This is a genomic window from Dehalococcoidia bacterium (assembly GCA_025060295.1).
Classification (GTDB): domain Bacteria; phylum Chloroflexota; class Dehalococcoidia; order Lucifugimonadales; family HRBIN23; genus HRBIN23.
In genome coordinates this window covers 45,111-62,461 of record JANXCH010000013.1, presented here as the reverse complement: position 1 = coordinate 62,461, position 17,351 = coordinate 45,111, and the positions used below count along the sequence as shown (strand labels likewise).

Annotated in this window: 20 protein-coding genes and 1 other annotated feature; of the genes, 7 read left to right on the top strand and 13 right to left on the bottom strand. The window is 67.3% G+C overall.

Annotated elements, in window-relative coordinates; genetic code table 11:
- Window positions 1-10 precede the first annotated feature (10 nt).
- Window positions 11-667, top strand: a complete 657-nt coding sequence (locus NZ951_06825; GenBank protein MCS7207624.1) for a LysE family translocator — start codon at window positions 11-13, stop codon at window positions 665-667.
- A gap of 94 nt (window positions 668-761) precedes the next feature.
- On the opposite strand, the gene NZ951_06820 is transcribed toward NZ951_06825, so the two are convergent.
- The 7 genes from NZ951_06820 to NZ951_06790 all read right to left on the bottom strand — a co-directional run bounded on the left by NZ951_06820 (window position 762) and on the right by NZ951_06790 (window position 6,217).
- A complete protein-coding gene (locus NZ951_06820) occupies window positions 762-1,661 on the bottom strand; it encodes a DNA methyltransferase (protein ID MCS7207623.1) in 900 nt (299 codons plus the stop codon).
- Complete coding sequence (locus NZ951_06815) at window positions 1,649-2,050, bottom strand: nucleotidyltransferase domain-containing protein (GenBank protein ID MCS7207622.1); 402 nt, start codon at window positions 2,048-2,050, stop codon at window positions 1,649-1,651. Before NZ951_06815 ends, NZ951_06820 begins: the two co-directional genes overlap by 13 nt.
- Window positions 2,011-2,262: a HEPN domain-containing protein gene (locus NZ951_06810; GenBank protein MCS7207621.1), complete on the bottom strand. Its 252-nt coding sequence runs from the start codon at window positions 2,260-2,262 to the stop codon at window positions 2,011-2,013. The genes NZ951_06815 and NZ951_06810 overlap by 40 nt, the downstream gene beginning before the upstream one ends.
- A gap of 58 nt (window positions 2,263-2,320) precedes the next feature.
- On the bottom strand, window positions 2,321-3,631 hold the full coding sequence (gene serS / locus NZ951_06805; protein ID MCS7207620.1) for a serine--tRNA ligase: 1,311 nt from the start codon (window positions 3,629-3,631) through the stop codon (window positions 2,321-2,323).
- A gap of 69 nt (window positions 3,632-3,700) precedes the next feature.
- Window positions 3,701-4,390, bottom strand: a complete 690-nt coding sequence (locus NZ951_06800) for an HAD-IB family hydrolase (protein ID MCS7207619.1) — start codon at window positions 4,388-4,390, stop codon at window positions 3,701-3,703.
- Window positions 4,391-4,453: 63 nt separating this feature from the next.
- Window positions 4,454-4,867, bottom strand: coding sequence for a hypothetical protein (locus NZ951_06795; GenBank protein MCS7207618.1), 414 nt, complete (start codon window positions 4,865-4,867; stop codon window positions 4,454-4,456).
- Between the two features lie 15 nt (window positions 4,868-4,882).
- Window positions 4,883-6,217 carry a phage portal protein gene (locus NZ951_06790; GenBank protein MCS7207617.1) on the bottom strand — a complete coding sequence of 445 codons (1,335 nt, stop codon included), beginning with the start codon at window positions 6,215-6,217 and terminating at the stop codon, window positions 4,883-4,885.
- Window positions 6,218-6,331: 114 nt separating this feature from the next.
- Between NZ951_06790 and NZ951_06785 the strand changes: the two genes are divergently transcribed.
- The 3 genes from NZ951_06785 (at window position 6,332) to rplL (ending at window position 8,071) form a co-directional block, all read left to right on the top strand.
- Window positions 6,332-6,886, top strand: a complete 555-nt coding sequence (locus NZ951_06785; protein ID MCS7207616.1) for an NUDIX hydrolase — start codon at window positions 6,332-6,334, stop codon at window positions 6,884-6,886.
- Window positions 6,887-6,889: 3 nt separating this feature from the next.
- Window positions 6,890-7,023 (top strand) — a sequence feature (ribosomal protein L10 leader region).
- Window positions 7,024-7,042: 19 nt separating this feature from the next.
- Window positions 7,043-7,618 (top strand): 50S ribosomal protein L10, encoded by a 576-nt coding sequence (gene rplJ / locus NZ951_06780; GenBank protein ID MCS7207615.1) that lies wholly within the window; start codon window positions 7,043-7,045, stop codon window positions 7,616-7,618.
- Between the two features lie 42 nt (window positions 7,619-7,660).
- Window positions 7,661-8,071 carry a 50S ribosomal protein L7/L12 gene (gene rplL, locus NZ951_06775; GenBank protein MCS7207614.1) on the top strand — a complete coding sequence of 137 codons (411 nt, stop codon included), beginning with the start codon at window positions 7,661-7,663 and terminating at the stop codon, window positions 8,069-8,071.
- 54 nt (window positions 8,072-8,125) lie between these two features.
- Here rplL and tatA read toward each other — a convergent pair whose 3' ends face one another.
- Window positions 8,126-8,323, bottom strand: coding sequence for a twin-arginine translocase TatA/TatE family subunit (gene tatA, locus NZ951_06770; GenBank protein MCS7207613.1), 198 nt, complete (start codon window positions 8,321-8,323; stop codon window positions 8,126-8,128).
- A 123-nt stretch (window positions 8,324-8,446) separates the two neighbouring features.
- Window positions 8,447-9,628, bottom strand: coding sequence for an FAD-binding oxidoreductase (locus NZ951_06765; GenBank protein MCS7207612.1), 1,182 nt, complete (start codon window positions 9,626-9,628; stop codon window positions 8,447-8,449).
- A gap of 67 nt (window positions 9,629-9,695) precedes the next feature.
- Here NZ951_06765 and NZ951_06760 point away from each other — a divergent pair, with 67 nt between their 5' ends.
- Entirely contained in the window at window positions 9,696-9,959 is a 264-nt protein-coding gene (locus tag NZ951_06760; protein ID MCS7207611.1) for a hypothetical protein, read from the top strand.
- On the opposite strand, the gene NZ951_06755 is transcribed toward NZ951_06760, so the two are convergent.
- The 4 genes from NZ951_06755 to recO form a co-directional block, all read right to left on the bottom strand.
- Complete coding sequence (locus NZ951_06755; protein ID MCS7207610.1) at window positions 9,956-11,314, bottom strand: MmgE/PrpD family protein; 1,359 nt, start codon at window positions 11,312-11,314, stop codon at window positions 9,956-9,958. The two genes, NZ951_06760 and NZ951_06755, sit on opposite strands and share 4 nt — an antisense overlap.
- A 124-nt stretch (window positions 11,315-11,438) precedes the next feature.
- On the bottom strand, window positions 11,439-11,861 hold the full coding sequence (locus NZ951_06750; GenBank protein MCS7207609.1) for a hypothetical protein: 423 nt from the start codon (window positions 11,859-11,861) through the stop codon (window positions 11,439-11,441).
- The gene (locus NZ951_06745; protein ID MCS7207608.1) at window positions 11,858-13,435 is read right to left on the bottom strand and encodes an acetyl-CoA carboxylase biotin carboxylase subunit; all 1,578 of its coding nucleotides are present in this window, start codon (window positions 13,433-13,435) and stop codon (window positions 11,858-11,860) included. The genes NZ951_06750 and NZ951_06745 overlap by 4 nt, the downstream gene beginning before the upstream one ends.
- A 47-nt stretch (window positions 13,436-13,482) precedes the next feature.
- Window positions 13,483-14,259, bottom strand: a complete 777-nt coding sequence (recO, locus tag NZ951_06740; protein ID MCS7207607.1) for a DNA repair protein RecO — start codon at window positions 14,257-14,259, stop codon at window positions 13,483-13,485.
- 125 nt (window positions 14,260-14,384) lie between these two features.
- Here recO and NZ951_06735 point away from each other — a divergent pair, with 125 nt between their 5' ends.
- Window positions 14,385-15,311, top strand: a complete 927-nt coding sequence (locus tag NZ951_06735) for a hypothetical protein (protein MCS7207606.1) — start codon at window positions 14,385-14,387, stop codon at window positions 15,309-15,311.
- A gap of 86 nt (window positions 15,312-15,397) precedes the next feature.
- Entirely contained in the window at window positions 15,398-17,320 is a 1,923-nt protein-coding gene (gyrB, locus tag NZ951_06730) for a DNA topoisomerase (ATP-hydrolyzing) subunit B (protein ID MCS7207605.1), read from the top strand.
- The last annotated feature ends 31 nt before the right edge of the window (window positions 17,321-17,351 follow it).

The window sequence follows — 17,351 nt, the reverse complement described above, 5'->3', positions numbered from 1 at the left end:
GGTTTCCCCCGTGCTGGACGACTTGGCTGTGGCCTTTGCTGTCAGTTTTGTGGTGGGATTGTCGGGGGCGCTGTCGCCAGGGCCTCTGCTGGCCTTCACCATTCGGGAATCGGCCCGCCACGGGTGGTCTGCCGGGCCGTTGGTCTCCCTGGGCCACGCTTTGCTAGAACTGGGGGTGGTGGTGATCCTGGTGCTGGGATTGGGGCGCTTCTTCCAGGGGGAGACGGCCCGAGCCATCATCGGCCTGGTGGGAGGCGGGGTCATCCTGTGGATGGCGTGGGGCACGGTGCAGACGGCCCTGCGGGAACGCCCCGACTTCCATCCCCGCGGCGACGCCCCCCGCCGTTCTAAGGGAGGGCCTATTCTGGGCGGGGTGGTGGTGAGCCTCTCCAACCCCTTCTGGAGCCTTTGGTGGCTCACAGTGGGGGCTGGCCTCCTCGCCCGCTACTACCCCGGCCCCCTGGGCCTGTGGGGTGTGGGGGCGGTGTACATCGGGCACATCCTGTCGGACTTTGTGTGGTATAGCGCTGTGGCGCTCGCCATCGCCACTGGCCGTAGGTTGATGACGCGGCCCGTGTATGCGGGTATTCTTTTGGCCTGCGCCCTGTTCCTGGCCTTTATGGGTGGGCTGTTCCTGTATACAGGGATACGAACGGTGGTGGGGTAAGGCGCAACGGGGGGATACGCGCTATGACGACCTTGCAGAGGGGGCACATGTTCGGGCGGGGGCGGCCCAAAGAGGATAAAACCTCGCCCATTGGCTACCAGAGCATGCTGTCACGGAGTTTGCTGGTATCCTCTCCGAGCCTGGGCTTCCGAAAGATAAAGAGATGCTCGTGGAAGGTAAGAAGAAAATCGTGATGTCGCTTCGGATTCCACCGCTCCCGTTCCGTCTTCACATGCCATTGCAGTTTGATGACATCCTCCCGCAAAATAAAGCCCACTTTCAAGAATTCATACATGACCCTGAAGGCTATGGGCACATAGTGTTTATGCCTATGCGTATCGCCCACCAGAATGGCACAATGTTTCCCGGGTTTCAGCACGCGCCAACATTCGGCAGCCACCTGCGCCATAGCGTTGATATCCTCATTGAGGGAACGCACTAACGACAAGTCCCCCTCTATGCCCTTGCCCTTCGAGTAACGGATGATGTTTGCGTAAGGAGGATGTGTTGCGATCAGGTCAATGCTGGCATCCTCTATCGCGTCTAAATGGCGCGCATCCCCAGAGTAGAGGCGCTGGATCGTCTGGGGGCAACCAGGAGGCACTGGAGTGTGCTCCAGACGGTTCCACGCCACCATAAGGGCATCCAGGTTGATATCTACCCCCACGCCATTACGCCCGAGAAGTTTGCACTCTATCAGGGTCGTCCCTGATCCCACCATCTGGTCTAACACCCAGTCGCCCGGTTGGGTATAGCGCAAAAGGAGATTACGGGGGATTTCGGGTGCCCAGTTGCCTCGGTAGTTCCCGCGGTGCGTCGCCCACTTGCCCCTCTTTTCAAAAGACCACACCGTGGTGCTCTCCAGGCGGAACTCGGCTGGCTCCAGAAGGGTCAGGGGAGCACTGTCCAGGAATGCGACCCTAACACCTTCAATGACCGCATGAGGATGTGTGGCCCGGAAAGTCACATAGTCCTCACGGGTTATTTCCCGCATAGAGGGGCTCCCTCGGCACCCGCGTTGTGCTTTTGGGCCCGTACCACCCCCTCCCGCAAGGCGGTGCGGGCCAGGGGGATGCGTTGGATTTCCCCCTCAGTGTAGCAGAAGAGGTCCACCGGCATCCCCCCCTCCAAGAAAGGCTGGTAGTGGCGCACCCGCTCCAGAAAAGGCCCCGCCTCCCCCCGTATCACCGGCAGGATGTCCGCATCGCTGCCGGGGATGGCCCGCCTTGCGGCCAGGGAGCCGAACAACACGACCTTCTGCACCTCGGGGGCGTGGCGCACCAGGGCCTCGGCACGCTCCCGCAAGACCCTGGCCACCGCATCCCTATCCAGCCAGAAGACCGTTACAGAACCGTAAGACCTCTTCCGCACAAGCGAGGGCACGGAGGGCCTCCTGCCGGGTGTGAGAGGTCTAGAACCCGTCCACACTCCCGCTCAGAGGGGGGGACGGCGACCTTCTCCTGGAGGCCTCCGATCAGGTGCAGAACGCTGTGGTCCCACGCCTCCGCTCCCAGGCGGTGGCAGACGGCCTTGAGGGCCTTTGCGGGCGCCTGCTGAGCCACAAAGCAGGCCCATTCGTAAAAACCCCCCTCCACCTGCCAGCGGGCGCTCTGGAGGTCGCGCTGGGTCTGGGCCCACCAGTTGGCACTCCGCTCAGGCGCGCTCCTTGACCCCTGTGATGCGCTCTACCCCCATATAGGGGCGCAACACCTCGGGCACCAGCACCGAGCCGTCCTCCTGCTGGTAGGTCTCCAGGATGGCAGCGATGGTGCGGGGTAGGGCCAGGCCTGAGCCGTTGAGGGTGTGCACATATTCGGGGCGGGCACCCTCGGCCGGGCGGTAGCGGATGTTGGCCCGCCGCGCCTGAAAGTCGGTGCAGGTGGAGCAGGAGGAGACCTCCAGCCACTCCCCCGATCCCGGCGCCCACACCTCCAGGTCGTAGGTCTTGGCCGATTGGAAGCCCAGGTCGCCCGTGCACAGGAGCACCACCCGATAGGCCAACCCCAGACGCTGCAGCAGGTCCTCCACATCGGCCACCAGGCGCTCCAACTCTGCATCGGAGGCGGACGGCTCGCAGAACTTGTAGCATTCCACTTTTTCAAACTGGTGGACGCGCTTGATGCCCCGCACATCCCGCCCGGCGGCGGCCTTCTCCCGTCGGAAGCAGGGGGAGTGGGCCACCCAGTACTGGGGCAGGCTCCCGGGCGGGAGGATATCGCCCGCGTAGAGGCTGGTGAGGGGCACCTCCGCGGTGGGGATGAGCCACAGGTCCTCCTCGGCGTCGCGGTAGATGTTGTCGCCGAACTTGGGGAGCACCCCGGCCCCCACCAGCACAGGACTGCGCACCAGATAGGGCAGGTAGATCTCGGTGTAGCCGTGCTCGCGGGTGTGCACATCCAGGAACCAGGAGATGAGGGCGCGCTGCAGGCGCGCCCCAAGCCCCTTCAGCACAAAGAAGCGGGAGCCGGCCAGTTTGGCCCCCTGCTCGGTGTCCAGGATGCCCAGGCGTTCCCCCAACTCCCAGTGGGGAAGGGGCGGGAAGGGGAAAGAGTTAGGCTCCCCCCAGGTGCGGACGATGCGGTTGCCGGAGGCGTCGGCCCCGATGGGCACATCGGGGCGGGGCAGGTTGGGCAGGGTGAGGAGGAGGGCCTCTATCTGCTCCTCCAGGCGGCGGGCCTGCTCATCCAGGGCCTCAATGCGCTGGGAGAGGGCTTTGGCCTCCTCCCGCAGGGCGTCCGCTTCGGCTGCGGCCCCCGGCTCGCGGCGGGCGCGGGCCAGGGCCTGGCCCATCCGTCGGCTCACCTCGTTGTGCTGGGCGCGCAGGCGGTCGCGCTCGGTGACCGTTTGGCGGCGCTGGGCATCCAGGGCCAGCACCTCATCCACACTATCGCACGGTTCGCCGCGGGCCTGGAGACCCGCCTTCACCTGGTCGGGCGCTCTGCGGAGCAGGTCCAGGCTGAGCACAGTCGCCCCTCCGCCGATGGAGTGAGGGCGTGGAGGCGGGCATTCCCCCCACAGGGGCGGGCATACCCGTCAGGGGCGCGCCCCGAGCACCTCCCAGCCCCTCTTTTCAGCATACGCCTTCAGCACCCGGTCAGGGTAGACGGCCACCGGCCGTCCCACCGCCTCCAGGAAGGGGATGTCCCAGCGGCGGTCGGCATAGGCCCAGCAGAGGGAGAGGTCAAGCGGGGGGGTGTGCTCCCGAGCGAACTGGAGGAGGCGCTGGGCCTTGAGGGCGCCATAAAGGAACGGCCCATCCATACGCCCGGTGCAGATGTCGTTGTGCACCTGCAGGGGCGTGGCCAGCACAGTGGGGATGCCCAAATGGTGGGCGACGGCCTCCACGGCCTCGGCCAGGGTGCCGGAGACCAGCACCACCTCCTCCCCTTGGGCCTGGTGTGCCCGCAGGCGCTCCATCACATCGCTCCGCAGGGCGGGGATGAGGTGCTGGCGGGCGACCTGCTGGCAGACGGCCCGCGCCTGGGCATAGGGCATCCCGCGGAACAGGCTGGCCACCCCGTTGCCCCAGAGGTTGAAGAAGGTTCCCTCCCCCAGCAGGCGCAGGCGATACAGAGGCCAATAGCCCATCGGCAGAAGGCGTAGCGACCACACATACGCCAGACGACGGCGCGGCGCAGTGCGTGCCCACTCCCCCAGCCCCCTCCACACCTGGGCCGTGCACAGGGTGCCGTCAAAGTCAAAGAAGGCGACCGTTTTCCCCACGGGAACAAAGCCCCCATGTCCATCATACGGTATCCGGGAGGCCCGCAGGGATCAGGGGGGGATTCAGGATTGCTGGAGCAGGCGCTGGAGGCCCAGGCGGATCTTCTCCGAGGGGGGAAGGGCGTCCAGGCTGATGCCCTGGCGTGGAGGCGCACCTCCAGCCACCCGCTCTTTCTGCAGGGACGCCTCCACCTGACGGCGCACCCGCTCCACCAGCGCCCGCGCCCGTGCGAAGGACTCGTCGACGGCCTCCACAGTATCCCCCTGCACCAGGTCTTCGGGCACCTCGGGGGCCTGGGCGACCAGGAGGGCGCGGTAGCGGGCCAGGGCCTGGCGCACCTGGTGGCGCAGTGCTTCGTTCTCCTCCCGCAGGCGGGCCACCTCCCCCTCCAGGTGAGTGATGCGGGCCTGGGCCTCCCCCAAGGCCTTCTGCACCGGCTCCGGGGACGCTTCCAGGGTTTGCACCTGCTCGGACATACGGTTCTCCTCCCCTTACTCCGACTCGTCCGCAAGGTATGGGGCGATGGTGGGGGCCTGTCCCAGGGCCTGCTCCTCGCGAATACGGCGCAGTTCCGCCTCGGGATCCTCCACCCCCAGCAGGGCCATGGCGCGCCGCCGGCTGGACAGGCCCGATGCCACCAAAGCCTGCTGTTCCCGCGCCAGGCGCCCCCGGTCTTGGGGGAGAATGGGCCCCCACACGACCCGCAGGCGCACAGGCAACAGGGGCTCACCCGTCATCCGCTCGTGCAGAGCCAGGGCCATCCACGCCCGCCGCCGATAGACGCTGGTGCGAATAAGGCGTTTGCGGCGCACCTTTTGCAGAAGGGGATGCAACTCCATCTCCAACGCCACTCCCGACAGGTTGCGGGCGTTGTCCCCGAAGGCGGTGCGGGGTGTTTCCGAAAGGTCGTGGAGGGTGCGGTAGAGCAGGTCAATGTAGTCCACATGCAGGCGCACGCCCCCGCCCTGGAGCAGGTCCAGCAGGTATGCCCGCGCCCGCTCGGGCACCTCCCACACCGCCCCCGGCTGGACGGCGATGTCGGTGGCATGCTCCACACCCTCCAGGACGGCGATGGGGTTGCCCGACAACTCCAGGATGGCCGACAGTTGGGTGAAGGCGCGGTTGAGTTCCCGCTGGGGCTCCATAATGGGCACCAAATCGGAGGTGCCCCAGACCTGCTTGGGCTCCCGCAGGTTGGGGAAGAGCAGAAAGGGGATGAAGCCGTAGGGGTTGGGGCGCTCCTCGGCCAAGGTGTCATCCACCCACACCTGCAGGGTGGTGGCTGTCCACCCTTCCACCACCGTCCCCTGGGGGCCTTTGGGGGCCACACCCCACCGCAGAAGGCACTCCTCGGCCGACAGCCGATACCGACTGGCCACCTGGAGGAGCCGAGAGGGGTCGTCCTCCGTCCACCAGGCGAAGATGCCCTGCACATCAGGAGCCGTGATGCGCACCCGCCCCTCCTGGCTATCCCAGATGACCTTGTAGCACCCATCCCCCAGGATGGCCGTGTCCAGCTCCGTTTCGTAGTCCAGTTCGTCCAGGGCATTGGCCTCGGCGATGGCGTTCCACACCTCTTGGGCACGCAAAGCCCGCTCCCGTGCCTGAGGGGAGGCATCCCACGGCTCCGTCGTTACGGTCAGCCCCGAGAGGAGGTAGGAGGTTACCTTCTCGGCGAAGGCGCGGGCGTAGTTGAAGGTGAGGCGACGCTCCCCCCGGCGGGCGGGCGTGCTCCACTGGTGGCCCTGGGCGAAGGCCAGGTACTCGGCGTAGCGCCGTAGGCGCTCCCCATCCATGCGGGCGATGCGCTGGGGCAGGGTCTCCACAGCCGTCCCTCGGCGAATGCTGGGGCCATGGTGGAAAAGCAACGCCCTTTGCCACAAGGGGGCGCTGGCAGAGAAAGGTGCTAGAATAGAAGCATCCCCCACAGGAGGCTATGGGTGGCCCCCGACCCCTCTATCCCCTGGGAGGTGCTGGAACGGCGGGAGGTGGTGTCCGCCCCGCCCTGGGTAAAGGTGTGGGTGGAGCGGGTGCGCCTCCCCAGCGGGCGCATCATTGAGGACTTCTGGCAACTGGCCCTGCTCGACTATGCAGTGGTGGTGCCCCAAACGGCTGACGGGGCCATCGTTCTGGTGCGCCTCTATCGGCACGGGCCGCGGCGCACCACCTTAGCCCTGCCGGGGGGCTTCGTGGAGGCGGGGGAGAATCCCTTAACCACCGCCCAACGGGAACTGCGGGAGGAGACGGGCTACACGGCGCCCCATTGGCAGGCGCTCGGCTCCTTTTTCGTGGATGGCAACCGCGGGCAGTGGCGGGCGCACCTGTTCCGGGCGTGGCCCGCCCAGCAGACAGCCCCAGCCCATCCCGACGATACTGAAGCTCTGGAGGTGGTGCTGCTGAAGCGTCAGGAGGCCCTCCAGGCCTTGTGGGAGGGGCGTATCGCCCTTCTCCCCTCGGCGGCGGCCCTGGCCCTTGCACTGCTGGCTCCCCCGTGATAAGATTAGAAAACGGCAGTGCCGAAGACCGCGGGTGGCCCTGGGGGGCCGTAAAGCGACGAGCGCCCGCCGAGGCAGACAGGAGGGGTATCCCTTTGCCCTGCGGCTTTGGCCTGCGGGGCTTTTTGTATCGGGAGGCCCAGCGAAGGAGCACCTATGCCCTCGGAGAAGAACCGCCAGGCCGTCGCCGCCCTGAAGGAGCGGTTGGGCAGAAGCACCCTGATCATCAGCACCAGTTTCACGGGCCTGCCTGTGTCGGCTATGACCGACCTGCGCCGCCGCCTGCGGGAGAAGGGGCTGGAATACAAGGTCGTCCGCAACACCCTGGCCACCATCGCTGCCCGCGAGGCGGGGCGGGAGGGCCTCAAGGACATCCTGCAGGGGCCAACAGGTCTGGTGCTCACCCAAAAGGACCCGGTGGAGGCGGTGAAAGGGTTCGAGGAGGTGCTCAAAGCCATACGCCTTCCCCTAACGGTGCGGGGCGCTCTGCTGGACGGGCAGGTGCTGACCCCCGCTCAACTGACGGCCCTGACCACCCTGCCCCCCAAGCCAGTGCTCATTGCCACCCTGGTAGGGCGTGTGCGGGGCCCCATGGCCGCCCTGGCAGGGCACGTGAAAAGCCCTATGGTGGCCCTGGTAGGGGTGTTACAGGGGCCGATACAGTCCCTGGCTACCGTGCTCAAGCGTGCGGCCCAGAAGCAGGGGGAGCCTTCCACGGCATCCCCCGCCTAAATCTGCGTGGTTACAGGCACCATCAAGGAGGAGCCTATGCCCCTGACCAAAGAGCAAATCCTCGAAGGCATCTTGCAACTGCCCGTGATGGATGTGGCGTGGCTGGCCAAGCAGTTGGAGGAGAAGTTTGGCGTGAGCGCGGCGCCGGCGGTAGCGGTGGCCGCCCCTGTGGACCCAGCCGCCCCCGCCGCCGCTCCTGCGCCTGCGGCCGCCCCCGCTGCGCCCCCCGCCGAGGAGAAGACCGAGTTCACCGTCGTCTTGAAAGAGGTGGGCCCCAACAAGATCAACGTCATCAAGGCGGTGCGGGAGGTGGTGCCCGGCTTGGGCCTGAAGGAGGCCAAGGACCTGGTAGAGGCGGCCCCCAAGCCCGTCAAAGAGCACGTCTCCAAAGAGGAGGCCCAGAAGATCAAGGAGAAACTGGAGGCTGCGGGCGCCAAAGTGACCCTGGAGTAGGGCTGTTCAGACCACTCCCTGCGCCCTGCTGAAGCCCGTGCGCGGGCGCTGGCCCTATACCTTCGTCGGCTCCTTGGACCGACGGCGTGCGCGGGGGGCGGACTGCTCCTCCTCGCGGGCGGCCTTGCGGAAGGCCTTCACGGCCCTGCCCATGGATTCCGCCAACTTGGGCAGGCGGGTCGCCCCAAACAGGAGCAGGACAATTACCAGGATGATGATAAGTTCAGGAAGCCCGATACCGCCCCGAAACATGGCCCCTCCTGTGGGTATCTGCTTCCAGAATACCCCAGGGGAGCCCAAGGTGCAAGGGCGACGCACCTCCTGCCCTGTGGGCCTCTGCGCACACGGCGCGTGGGGCCAGGTAATGGAAGGCCTTTAGGCTGACACACGGTATTCGTGGGGGCTGACCAGGGGCTGCCCTTCGGCGAAGCGGGTGGGGCGGAAGGCGGTAATGTCCACCGTGTGCGCCCGCCCCTCCACAATCACCTCCGCCATGCACAGCCCCACCGCCGGCCCTGTCTTGAAGCCGGTGCCACTGCTCCCCCCCGCCACATACAGACCCTGCACCTCTGGCACCGCCCCCAGCACCATATGCCCATCGGGCGTATAGCCGTCCACCCCGCACCAGGTGCGCTTCCAGTAAGCATCGGCCATGCCAGGGATACGGCGCACCAGCCGTTGGATGGTCAACTCTACCTCCTCGTACGTCGGCTCACGGCGGAAGGCGTCGGGGTCGGCAGGGGTGCGGTGCTCCCGCCCGTGCACCCCCACCAGGGTCAAGCGTGCCTCCTGCACCCCGTCGGGGCGAAAGTAGAACCCGATGGAGCGGTCAATGACGACGGGGTGGAAGGGCACCTGCGCCGGACGCACCACGATCCCCGCCCCGATGCGCATGGGCGTAATGGGCAGGGTGACGCCGGCCGTGGCCAGCAGGGGAGCGGCCCACGCCCCCGCTGCGACCACCACTGTCCCTGTGGCGATGGGGCCCTGAGGCGTCTCCACACCGGTGATGCGCCCCTTCTCCACCAGCAGGCGCAGGGCGGGGGTGCCCAGGCGCACCTCCACCCCCTCCCGTCGCGCCGCCCGCAGGAGGCTGTGGGTGGTATCGGAGCCGTCGGCGTATCCGCTCTCCGGCTCGTAGGCTGCCCCGGCCAGGTCGTCAGTGACCATATACGGGTAGGCCAGGCGCACATCCTCCGGGGGCAGGTAGCAGGTGTTCACCCCTATTGATTGGAGCATCTGGATGTTGGCCAGCAGGTGCTCCCGGTCGTGGTGGGCGGCCAGCAGAAGGAACCCCGTCGTGCGGAAGCCACATTCGCCCCCCACCAGGTCGTTCCAGTGTTGGAACATCTCCCAACTGCGCAAGGCCAGCAGGGCGTCCCAGGGGTTGGTATAGTGCATGCGCACCAGGGCAGCCGAGCGCCCCGTGGCCCCCGATGCCACCCCCTCCCGCTCCAGCAGAAGGACGCGCTTCACCCCCTTGCGTGCCAGGAAATAAGCCGTGCTCACCCCGTTCACCCCCGCCCCGATGACCACCACATCACGCCTTTCGCTCATACCATCCTCCTGATAGGGCTATTCTATCCCAAAGGCTCCCCCGTATACTGAGAGTGGGGGGCACCCTATGGATGATGCCGAGTTCCTGCGCCGACTACAGGAGCGCATCGAGCGCTCCACCGGCCGGAGCATAGCGTTAGAGGTGGACTACGACCACCCTGGGCGCATCGCAGTGGAGTTGGACAAGCCTATCCCCCGGGTGGTCATCGGTTCCCATGCCCTCAAATACCCTGGCCTGGCCCGCATGTTCATGCAATACGCTATCCTCGCCTTACGGCGGGGCCGTCCTGTGGAGGAGCAGGAGTTTCTCCTCTACCTGCGGCGCAACTAGGTGCCCGCCAGAAGCCCCGCCAGGGAAGATATGTCCCCCTCTGCCTCCAGGTGAGCCACCTTCTGCACTACGGCCTGGGTCCTCTCCTCCCCGAGCACGGGCACCGCACACGCCCGAAACTTCTGCACCACCCCCTCCCAGGGCAAAGGATGCCCCGGCGCACCGGGGAAGGGCCACCCGCAGAAGCGCCGCACGCCGAACGCGGTCTCCACCGTAACCTCCGAGCCGAGGAAGGACAAGGGAGGCGTGGCGAAGGCTTGGGCGTCCACCTCTATCTCCACCCGCTGGGCCAAGCCCAGGTAGGCCGGCTCCGTGAGCAGAGCCTCGGTCAATGACCACGGGTCCTCCGGGTTGCCCAGCAGCGCCCACGCCACGCAGAAGGGGAGGCTCTCCTGGGCAGCCAGGAGGGTGCGGGGGGTCTTTTCGGCGTGGCGGTGGAGCAGACGGGGCGGCCCCACCACTCGCACCCGCTCCACCTGCTCCGCCCGCAGGCCCTCCCGCCGCAGGCGCACCAGCCCCTCCACCACCCCCTGGATGCTGGCGTGGCAGGGGTAGCGCTTCACAAAAATGCCCTCCAAACGCCACACCGTCCCCAAGCCCTCGGTAACCTGCTGGGGGCGGGGAGTGGGCGAAAAGGCGTGGAAGAAGCCCCGTGCCCCCTCCAGCACCTGACTGGGGCCGGTGAACCCCTCCTGCGCTAGCAGGGCACACTCCAGCCCCGTCTGGGCCGACCGCCCGTGGTGCAGGCGCTTGGTCATGGCCCCCTCGGCGGCGAAGGCCATCAGCCCCGCCCCGTGGGAGCCGGCGTTCCCCAGTGCCCAGGCCATCTGCTGGGGCGTCAGGCCCAGCAGAACCCCCGCTCCCACGGCCGCCCCCAGGGGGCCGTTGGTGCCGGGGCCGTGGAAGCCCCGCTCGTCCTCCACCCCCCGCCCGACCGCCAAGCCGATGCGGCACTGGGCCTCATAGCCCAGCACCAATGCCCGCACAACCCGCTCCCCCGATGCCCGCAAGGCCTGCCCCAGGGCCAGCACCGCCGGCCCCACCGCACTGCTGGGATGGGCCGACGCCTCCCCCAGGGCGTGGTCCAACTCAAACCCTCCCACCGCGCACCCGTTCACCAGCGCCGCCAACGAGGGGGCCGTCGTCCAGGGATAGCCCACCACCGTGCACGGCCCCTGCGCCCCCATCCCCCGCACCATCTGGGCCACCTTCTGCGTCCACCGTTGGCGGCTCCCAATGCAGGCACACGCCAACGCATCCAGGAAAAGCCCCTTCACCCGCTCCCGCACCGCCGGCGGGAGAGCCTCCCCTCGGCATGCCGTTACCCACTCCACCAGCGTCGCTGTAACGCTCATAGCCTTTGTAGTGTAGCAGAGAAAGGGTCCGGATACAGACGAGAGCGGAAGGGCAAACCGCCGAGGGGAAACAGCCTGCACCTAACGGCCCATCCCAGAGGGGGGGTGGACACGCCCCCGCCCGTTATTCCTCCCCCAGTTCCACCAACAGGTCGCCCGCCTGAACGGTTTGGCCGGGCTGGATGTGGACAGCCTTCACGACGCCCCCGTGGGTGCAGCGGATGCTCTGCTCCATCTTCATGGCCTCAATGACGCAGACCTCGTCCCCCGCCTGGAGACGGTCGCCCACCCGCACCGACACTCCTACCACCCGCCCGGGCATGGGGCTGACGATGCGCCTCTCCTGGGGGGGATGAGGGGCAGGGCCAGAGCCAGGGGAGGCCACCGGCATCCCCCTGGGGGACACGCTCCCTTCGGGGAGCACCTCCACCTCCACGGGCTGTCCCTCCACCCACACCAGGGGTTGGCCGGCAGGGCCGCGGCGCACCTCTACCGTCAGCCACCGCTGGCCCACCCGCACGCGGAAGCGGCGCGGGGGGAAGGTCATAGCCCCACCCCCAGACGCGTCAGCATCTGGTGCATCTTGCCCTGCTCCCGCCACGCCGAAGGCGCCGGGGCGGAAAACCCCTCCCACGCCCAGGCCACGGCCAACGCTGCCGCCACCGCCTCTGCTCTGCCATCCCAACGGGGGTCCAGGAAGGAACGGCGCTCCGCCTCGTGGAGCACCGCCTCGGGGTCAGTGGACACCGCCGCAGAGGTGGGTGTGGAGGCCACGCGCCGCTGGGGCACCGCCGTCAAACGGGCCAGCACCTGGGTGGTATAAGTGCCCAGGAGGAAGGTCGGATCCCCCAGCACCGCCCGCAAGGTGGGGATGTTGGTGCGCACCCCCTCCACCACGAGGCCCTTCAGGGCGGCGTCCAGGCGCGCAATGGCCTGCTCCCGCGTGGGTGCCCAGGCGATCACCTTGGCCAGCATAGCGTCGTAAAACAGGGGCACCTGGTACCCCGGCACGAGGGCGCTATCCACCCGTATCCCCTCCCCCTGGGGCTCCACCACTCGCTCCACTGTTCCCCCCGTGGGGACGAAGGTGTCGGGGTCCTCGGCATACACCCGCCCCTCCACACTATGCCCCCTCGGCACCACGTCCTCCTGGCGGAAGGGGAGAGGCTCTCCCATCGCTATGCGCACTTGCAACTCCACAATGTCCAGCCCGGTTACCATCTCCGTCACGGGGTGCTCCACCTGCAGGCGGGTGTTCATCTCCAGGAAGTAGAACTCGCCCTCGGGCGACCAGAGGAACTCCACGGTGCCGGCGTTGGTGTACCCGATGTGGCGGGCCAGGGCCAAAGCAGCCGCCACCAGGCGCTGGCGCTGGGCGTCGTTCAGTTTGGGACTGGGTGTCTCCTCCACGATTTTCTGGTTGCGCCTCTGCACCGAGCACTCCCGCTCCCCCAGGTGCACCAGGGTGCCGTGCTCATCCCCCAGCACTTGCACCTCAATGTGGGCGGCGTCGCGAATGTACCGCTCCACATAGACCTTGTCCGATCCGAAAGCGCCCTGGGCCAATCGGCGCGCCCGAGGGAGCAGGTCGCGCAGGTCCGCCAGGGAGGTAGCCACCCGAATACCCACACCCCCACCCCCCGCCGCCGCCTTGATCATCACCGGGAAGCCGATGGCCTGGGCGATGCGCACCGCCTCCTCGTCGGTCACAGCCTCGGGGCTACCAGGGGCCAGGGGTAAGCCGGCCTCCCGTGCCAGGTGCCGTGCCAGCACCTTATCCCCCATACGCTCCATCACCTCGGGGCGGGGGCCAATGAACTTCAGCCCCGCCTGGGCGCAGGCGCGGGCGAAGGCGGGGTTCTGGGCAAGGAAACCCCACCCAGGGTGCACCGCCTGGCATCCTGTCGCCCGTGCCGCCTCCACCAGGCGGGGGATGTTCAGGTAACTCTGGGCAGGCTCGGGGGGGCCAATGGGCACCGCCTCGTCGGCCATCTGCACATGGCGGGCGCGGGTATCCGCCTCCGAGTAGACGGCAACAGCGCGTATGCCCATCCGCTTCAAAGTGCGGATGATGCGGCAGGCGCACTCCCCACGGTTGGCAACAAGCACCGCACGGAACATGGCTGGTGGTGTCTTCTCCCTTACCATACCCAAAGAGCGCAGGGGTGTCAAAATGCCCGTCCCCCGACGGGGGGGTATCCTCCCACCCGCTCCCCGAAGGCGGCAGCCCGCACCTCCCGCTCCAGATGCCAGCGGAAGGTCTCCCGCAAGAGGCGCTCCACCTCGGCCCCCACCGGCCCCAAGCGCAGGGTGCGCACCTGGGCGTAGTCGTGGCGGGCCAGCCAGCGCAGCACCTTCAGCCCCTCCAGAGAGAGGGATAAGAACGCCCCCCCGTGGGAGGTGCATCCCCCACACACAACCCCCACCGGCACGCGAAAAGTATACTGGGGCTGGGGGAAAAGGGGTGCCCCACACTCTGCGCAGGCGAACAGGTGGGGCACTACCCCCAGGGCATCCAGCATCTGCACCTCATACCAGCGCAGGAGCACTTCCCCCTCCCCTGCCTCCAACCCTTCCAAAGTGTGCAAGAGGAGGTGGTAGATGCGGGGATTGGCCTGCTCCTCGGCGGTGAGGCCCTCCACCACCTCGGCGCAGGCTAAAGCCTGGGCCAAGCGCCGCAAATCCCCCCGCAGGCCAGGGAAGGTGTGCAGGGCCTCCGCCTGGGAGACCACATCCCGCTCCCGCCCCCGCGCGAGGAGCACGCGGCTGTGGCAGAGGGGTTGCAGGTGGCCCCCCAGCCGGCTGGTGGGCTTGCGCACGCCGGCGGCCCGTGCCCACACTTTCCCCCGTTCCAGGGTGAACAGACACACCAGGCGATCCGCCTCGCCCACCTCCCTGTCCTTCAGGATGATGGCCTGCACCTGGGTCAGACGGGGATTCCCCATAGGAGACCTCTACCCTATGCTAGCAGACGCCTCACGGGGGCGGGGTATGGTTTCCGGGGGGAAAGGGCCTGGGCCCGCATGCCCGTGCCTTTCAAAGCACCGCGCACATCTGCTACAATAGAATTGTGCGCGAGACGCAGAGCGCCCCAGCGGGGGCCATTGACTCTTTGGGCTTGGGGTTTGCGTTGGTGGCCCGTCGCCCCTATTTGGTCCTGCTTCCTGTAGGTGTTGCCGCCGCCCTGATGCTTCTCCCCGCGTGGACCGCCCCCACCCAAACCCGACAGGTGTTGAGCGTGGTGGAAGATGTTCTGCTCACCCGCGCCCCAACCCCCGATCACGTTCTTGGCATCTTCACCCAGGCCGACACCCTGGGAAGGGGCCTCTCCCAGGCGAATATCCTGCGCCTGATAGTGTGGCAACTCCCCATGCTGAACATCCCCGCCTCGGGGGCAAGCGTCCTGTGGGGAGGGGGTCTGCCCCTTCTGGTGGGGTTCATGGGGGGGTTGGCCCTGGCGGGGCTTCTGCTGGCCTCCTGCTACCTGGCCCCCCTGGGCCAGGCAGTGGTGGGACGCCCTCGGCCCTTGGCACCCGCCATCCTGAAGGGGTGGCTGGCCCTGGTGGGGTATCGGCTTTTGCTGGGGACGCTGGCAGTGGTGGGCCTGCTGGGAGGAGGCCTGCTGGTGGCGGTGGCCCTCCTCCTCTCCCCCTTCGTGGCCGCCCTGCTGGGGGGGCTGATCATTGGGGGTGCCTTCCTGGTGCTGTTCTACCTCTTCCTGGTGGAGGAGGCGATCTTCATCGACGGACTGGGGCCTGCCCAGGCCATGCTCCGCAGCGCCCAGGTGGTGTTTGGCCACTTCTGGGCTTGCGTGCGCTTTTGGCTGTTGACGGCCATCATCAGCCTGGGGGCACGTCTGCTCCTGGAGCGCTTCACCGAGACGCTCCCCGGTGCCCTGGCGGCCAGCGCAGTCTATGCCTTCATCGCTACGGGCATCACGGCGGCGGGCATGGTCTTCTATAGGGAACGGGCGAGCCGTCTCCCCGTCCGAGCGTGAGGAGGCCCCACGCACCCACAGGCACAGCACAGGGGATATCCCCCTCATCGCACGATAAGGGCGCTGCCCTTCGGAAGGAGGTAGATATGGTCGACCTGAAGGATAAGGCGGCAGGCGTGCAGGAGTATACAGCCGAGTCCATTCAAGTGCTGGAGGGTCTGGAGGCGGTGCGCCGCCGCCCGGGCATGTACATAGGGAGCACCGACCAGCGAGGCCTCCACCACCTGGTCTACGAGATCGTGGACAACGCCGTGGACGAGGCCCTGGCGGGCTACTGCAACCGCATCCTCGTCACGCTCGGAGGGGACGACTCGGTGCGGGTAGAGGATAACGGGCGGGGCATCCCTGTGGAGCCCCACCCTGTCACGGGCAAATCGGCCCTGGAGACGGTCATGACCACCCTGCACGCCGGGGCCAAGTTCGGCAACGGCACCTATAAGGTCGCGGGGGGGCTGCACGGGGTCGGGGCCTCGGTGGTCAACTTCCTCTCCGAACGCTTTCAGGTGGAGGTGCGCCGCAACGGTCGCCTCTACCGCCAGGAATACCAGCGGGGACGCCCCATCACCCCCGTTCAGGATATCGGCCCCGCCGAGGGCACAGGCACCACCGTCACCTTCCTGCCCGATAGCACCATCTTCGCTAAGCGGGATTACGACTTTGACACCCTTGCCCAGCGCTTTCGGGAGGTGGCCTACCTGGTGCCCGGCCTGGAGATCACCCTGGCCGACCAGCGCACGGGGGAGGAGAAGACTTTCTACTTTGAGGGGGGCGTGGCCAGCATGGTGGCCCACTATAACCGCACCCGCCAGCCCTTGCACCCCGTGCTGGCCTTCTCCCGCACGGTGGAGGGGGTGCAGGTGGATTGCGCCCTGCAGTACACCGACGAGGTGAACGAGGCCATCTTCACCTTCGCCAACTGCATCCCCACCCCCGAAGGGGGGAGCCACCTCACCGGCCTGCGCTCGGCCCTCACCCGCGCCATCAACGACTACGCCCGTAAGCAAAAACTCCTCAAGGACGACCAGCCCAACCTCCAGGGGGAGGATGTGCGGGAGGGCCTCACGGCGGTGCTCGCCGTGCGCCTGCCCAACCCCCAGTTTGAGGGGCAGACTAAGACCAAACTGGGCAACCCCGAGGTGAAGGGCATCGTGGACTCGGTGGTGGGGGAGGCCCTCACCATCTACCTGGAGGACCACCCCGCCGACGCCGCCCGCATCGTGGGCAAGTGCATTACTGCCGCCAAGGCCCGCGAGGCGGCGCGGCGCGCCCGGGAGATGGTTTTGCGCAAGAACGCCCTGGACGGCACCTCCCTCCCCGGCAAACTGGCCGACTGCTCCGAACGGGACCCCGCCCTGTGCGAACTGTTCATCGTGGAGGGGGAATCGGCCGGCGGCTCCGCCAAAATGGGGCGCGACCGGCGCTTCCAGGCCATCCTCCCCCTCAAGGGCAAAATCCTCAATGTCGAGAAGGCCCGCCCCGACAAGGTCCTCTCCCACGAGGAGATACGCGCCCTGGTGGCCGCCCTGGGCGTGGGCATGGGCGAGGACATCAACCTCGCCAAACTCCGCTACCATCGCGTTATCATCATGACCGACGCCGATGTGGACGGGAGCCACATCCGCACGTTGCTGTTGACCTTCTTCTTCCGCACCATGCGCCCCCTTATCACCCACGGCCACCTCTACATCGCCCAGCCCCCCCTCTACCGCATCCAGGCGGGCAAGCAGGTGGAATACGCCTACAGCGAGGCCCAGAAGGACACCATCCTCAAGCGCCTGGAGAAGGCTAAAGGGGTGGTCATTCAACGCTATAAGGGCCTGGGGGAGATGAACCCCGAGCAGTTGTGGGAGACCACCCTCAACCCCGCCACCCGTTCCATCCTCCAGGTAACCCTAGAGGACGCCCGTCGCGCCGACGAACTGTTCACCATCCTGATGGGCGACCAGGTGGAGCCCCGCAAGAACTTCATCTTCGCCTATGCCCGTCAGGTGCGCAACTTGGATGTGTAATCGCCCTGGGGATCGAGGGGGCGAGGTTCTG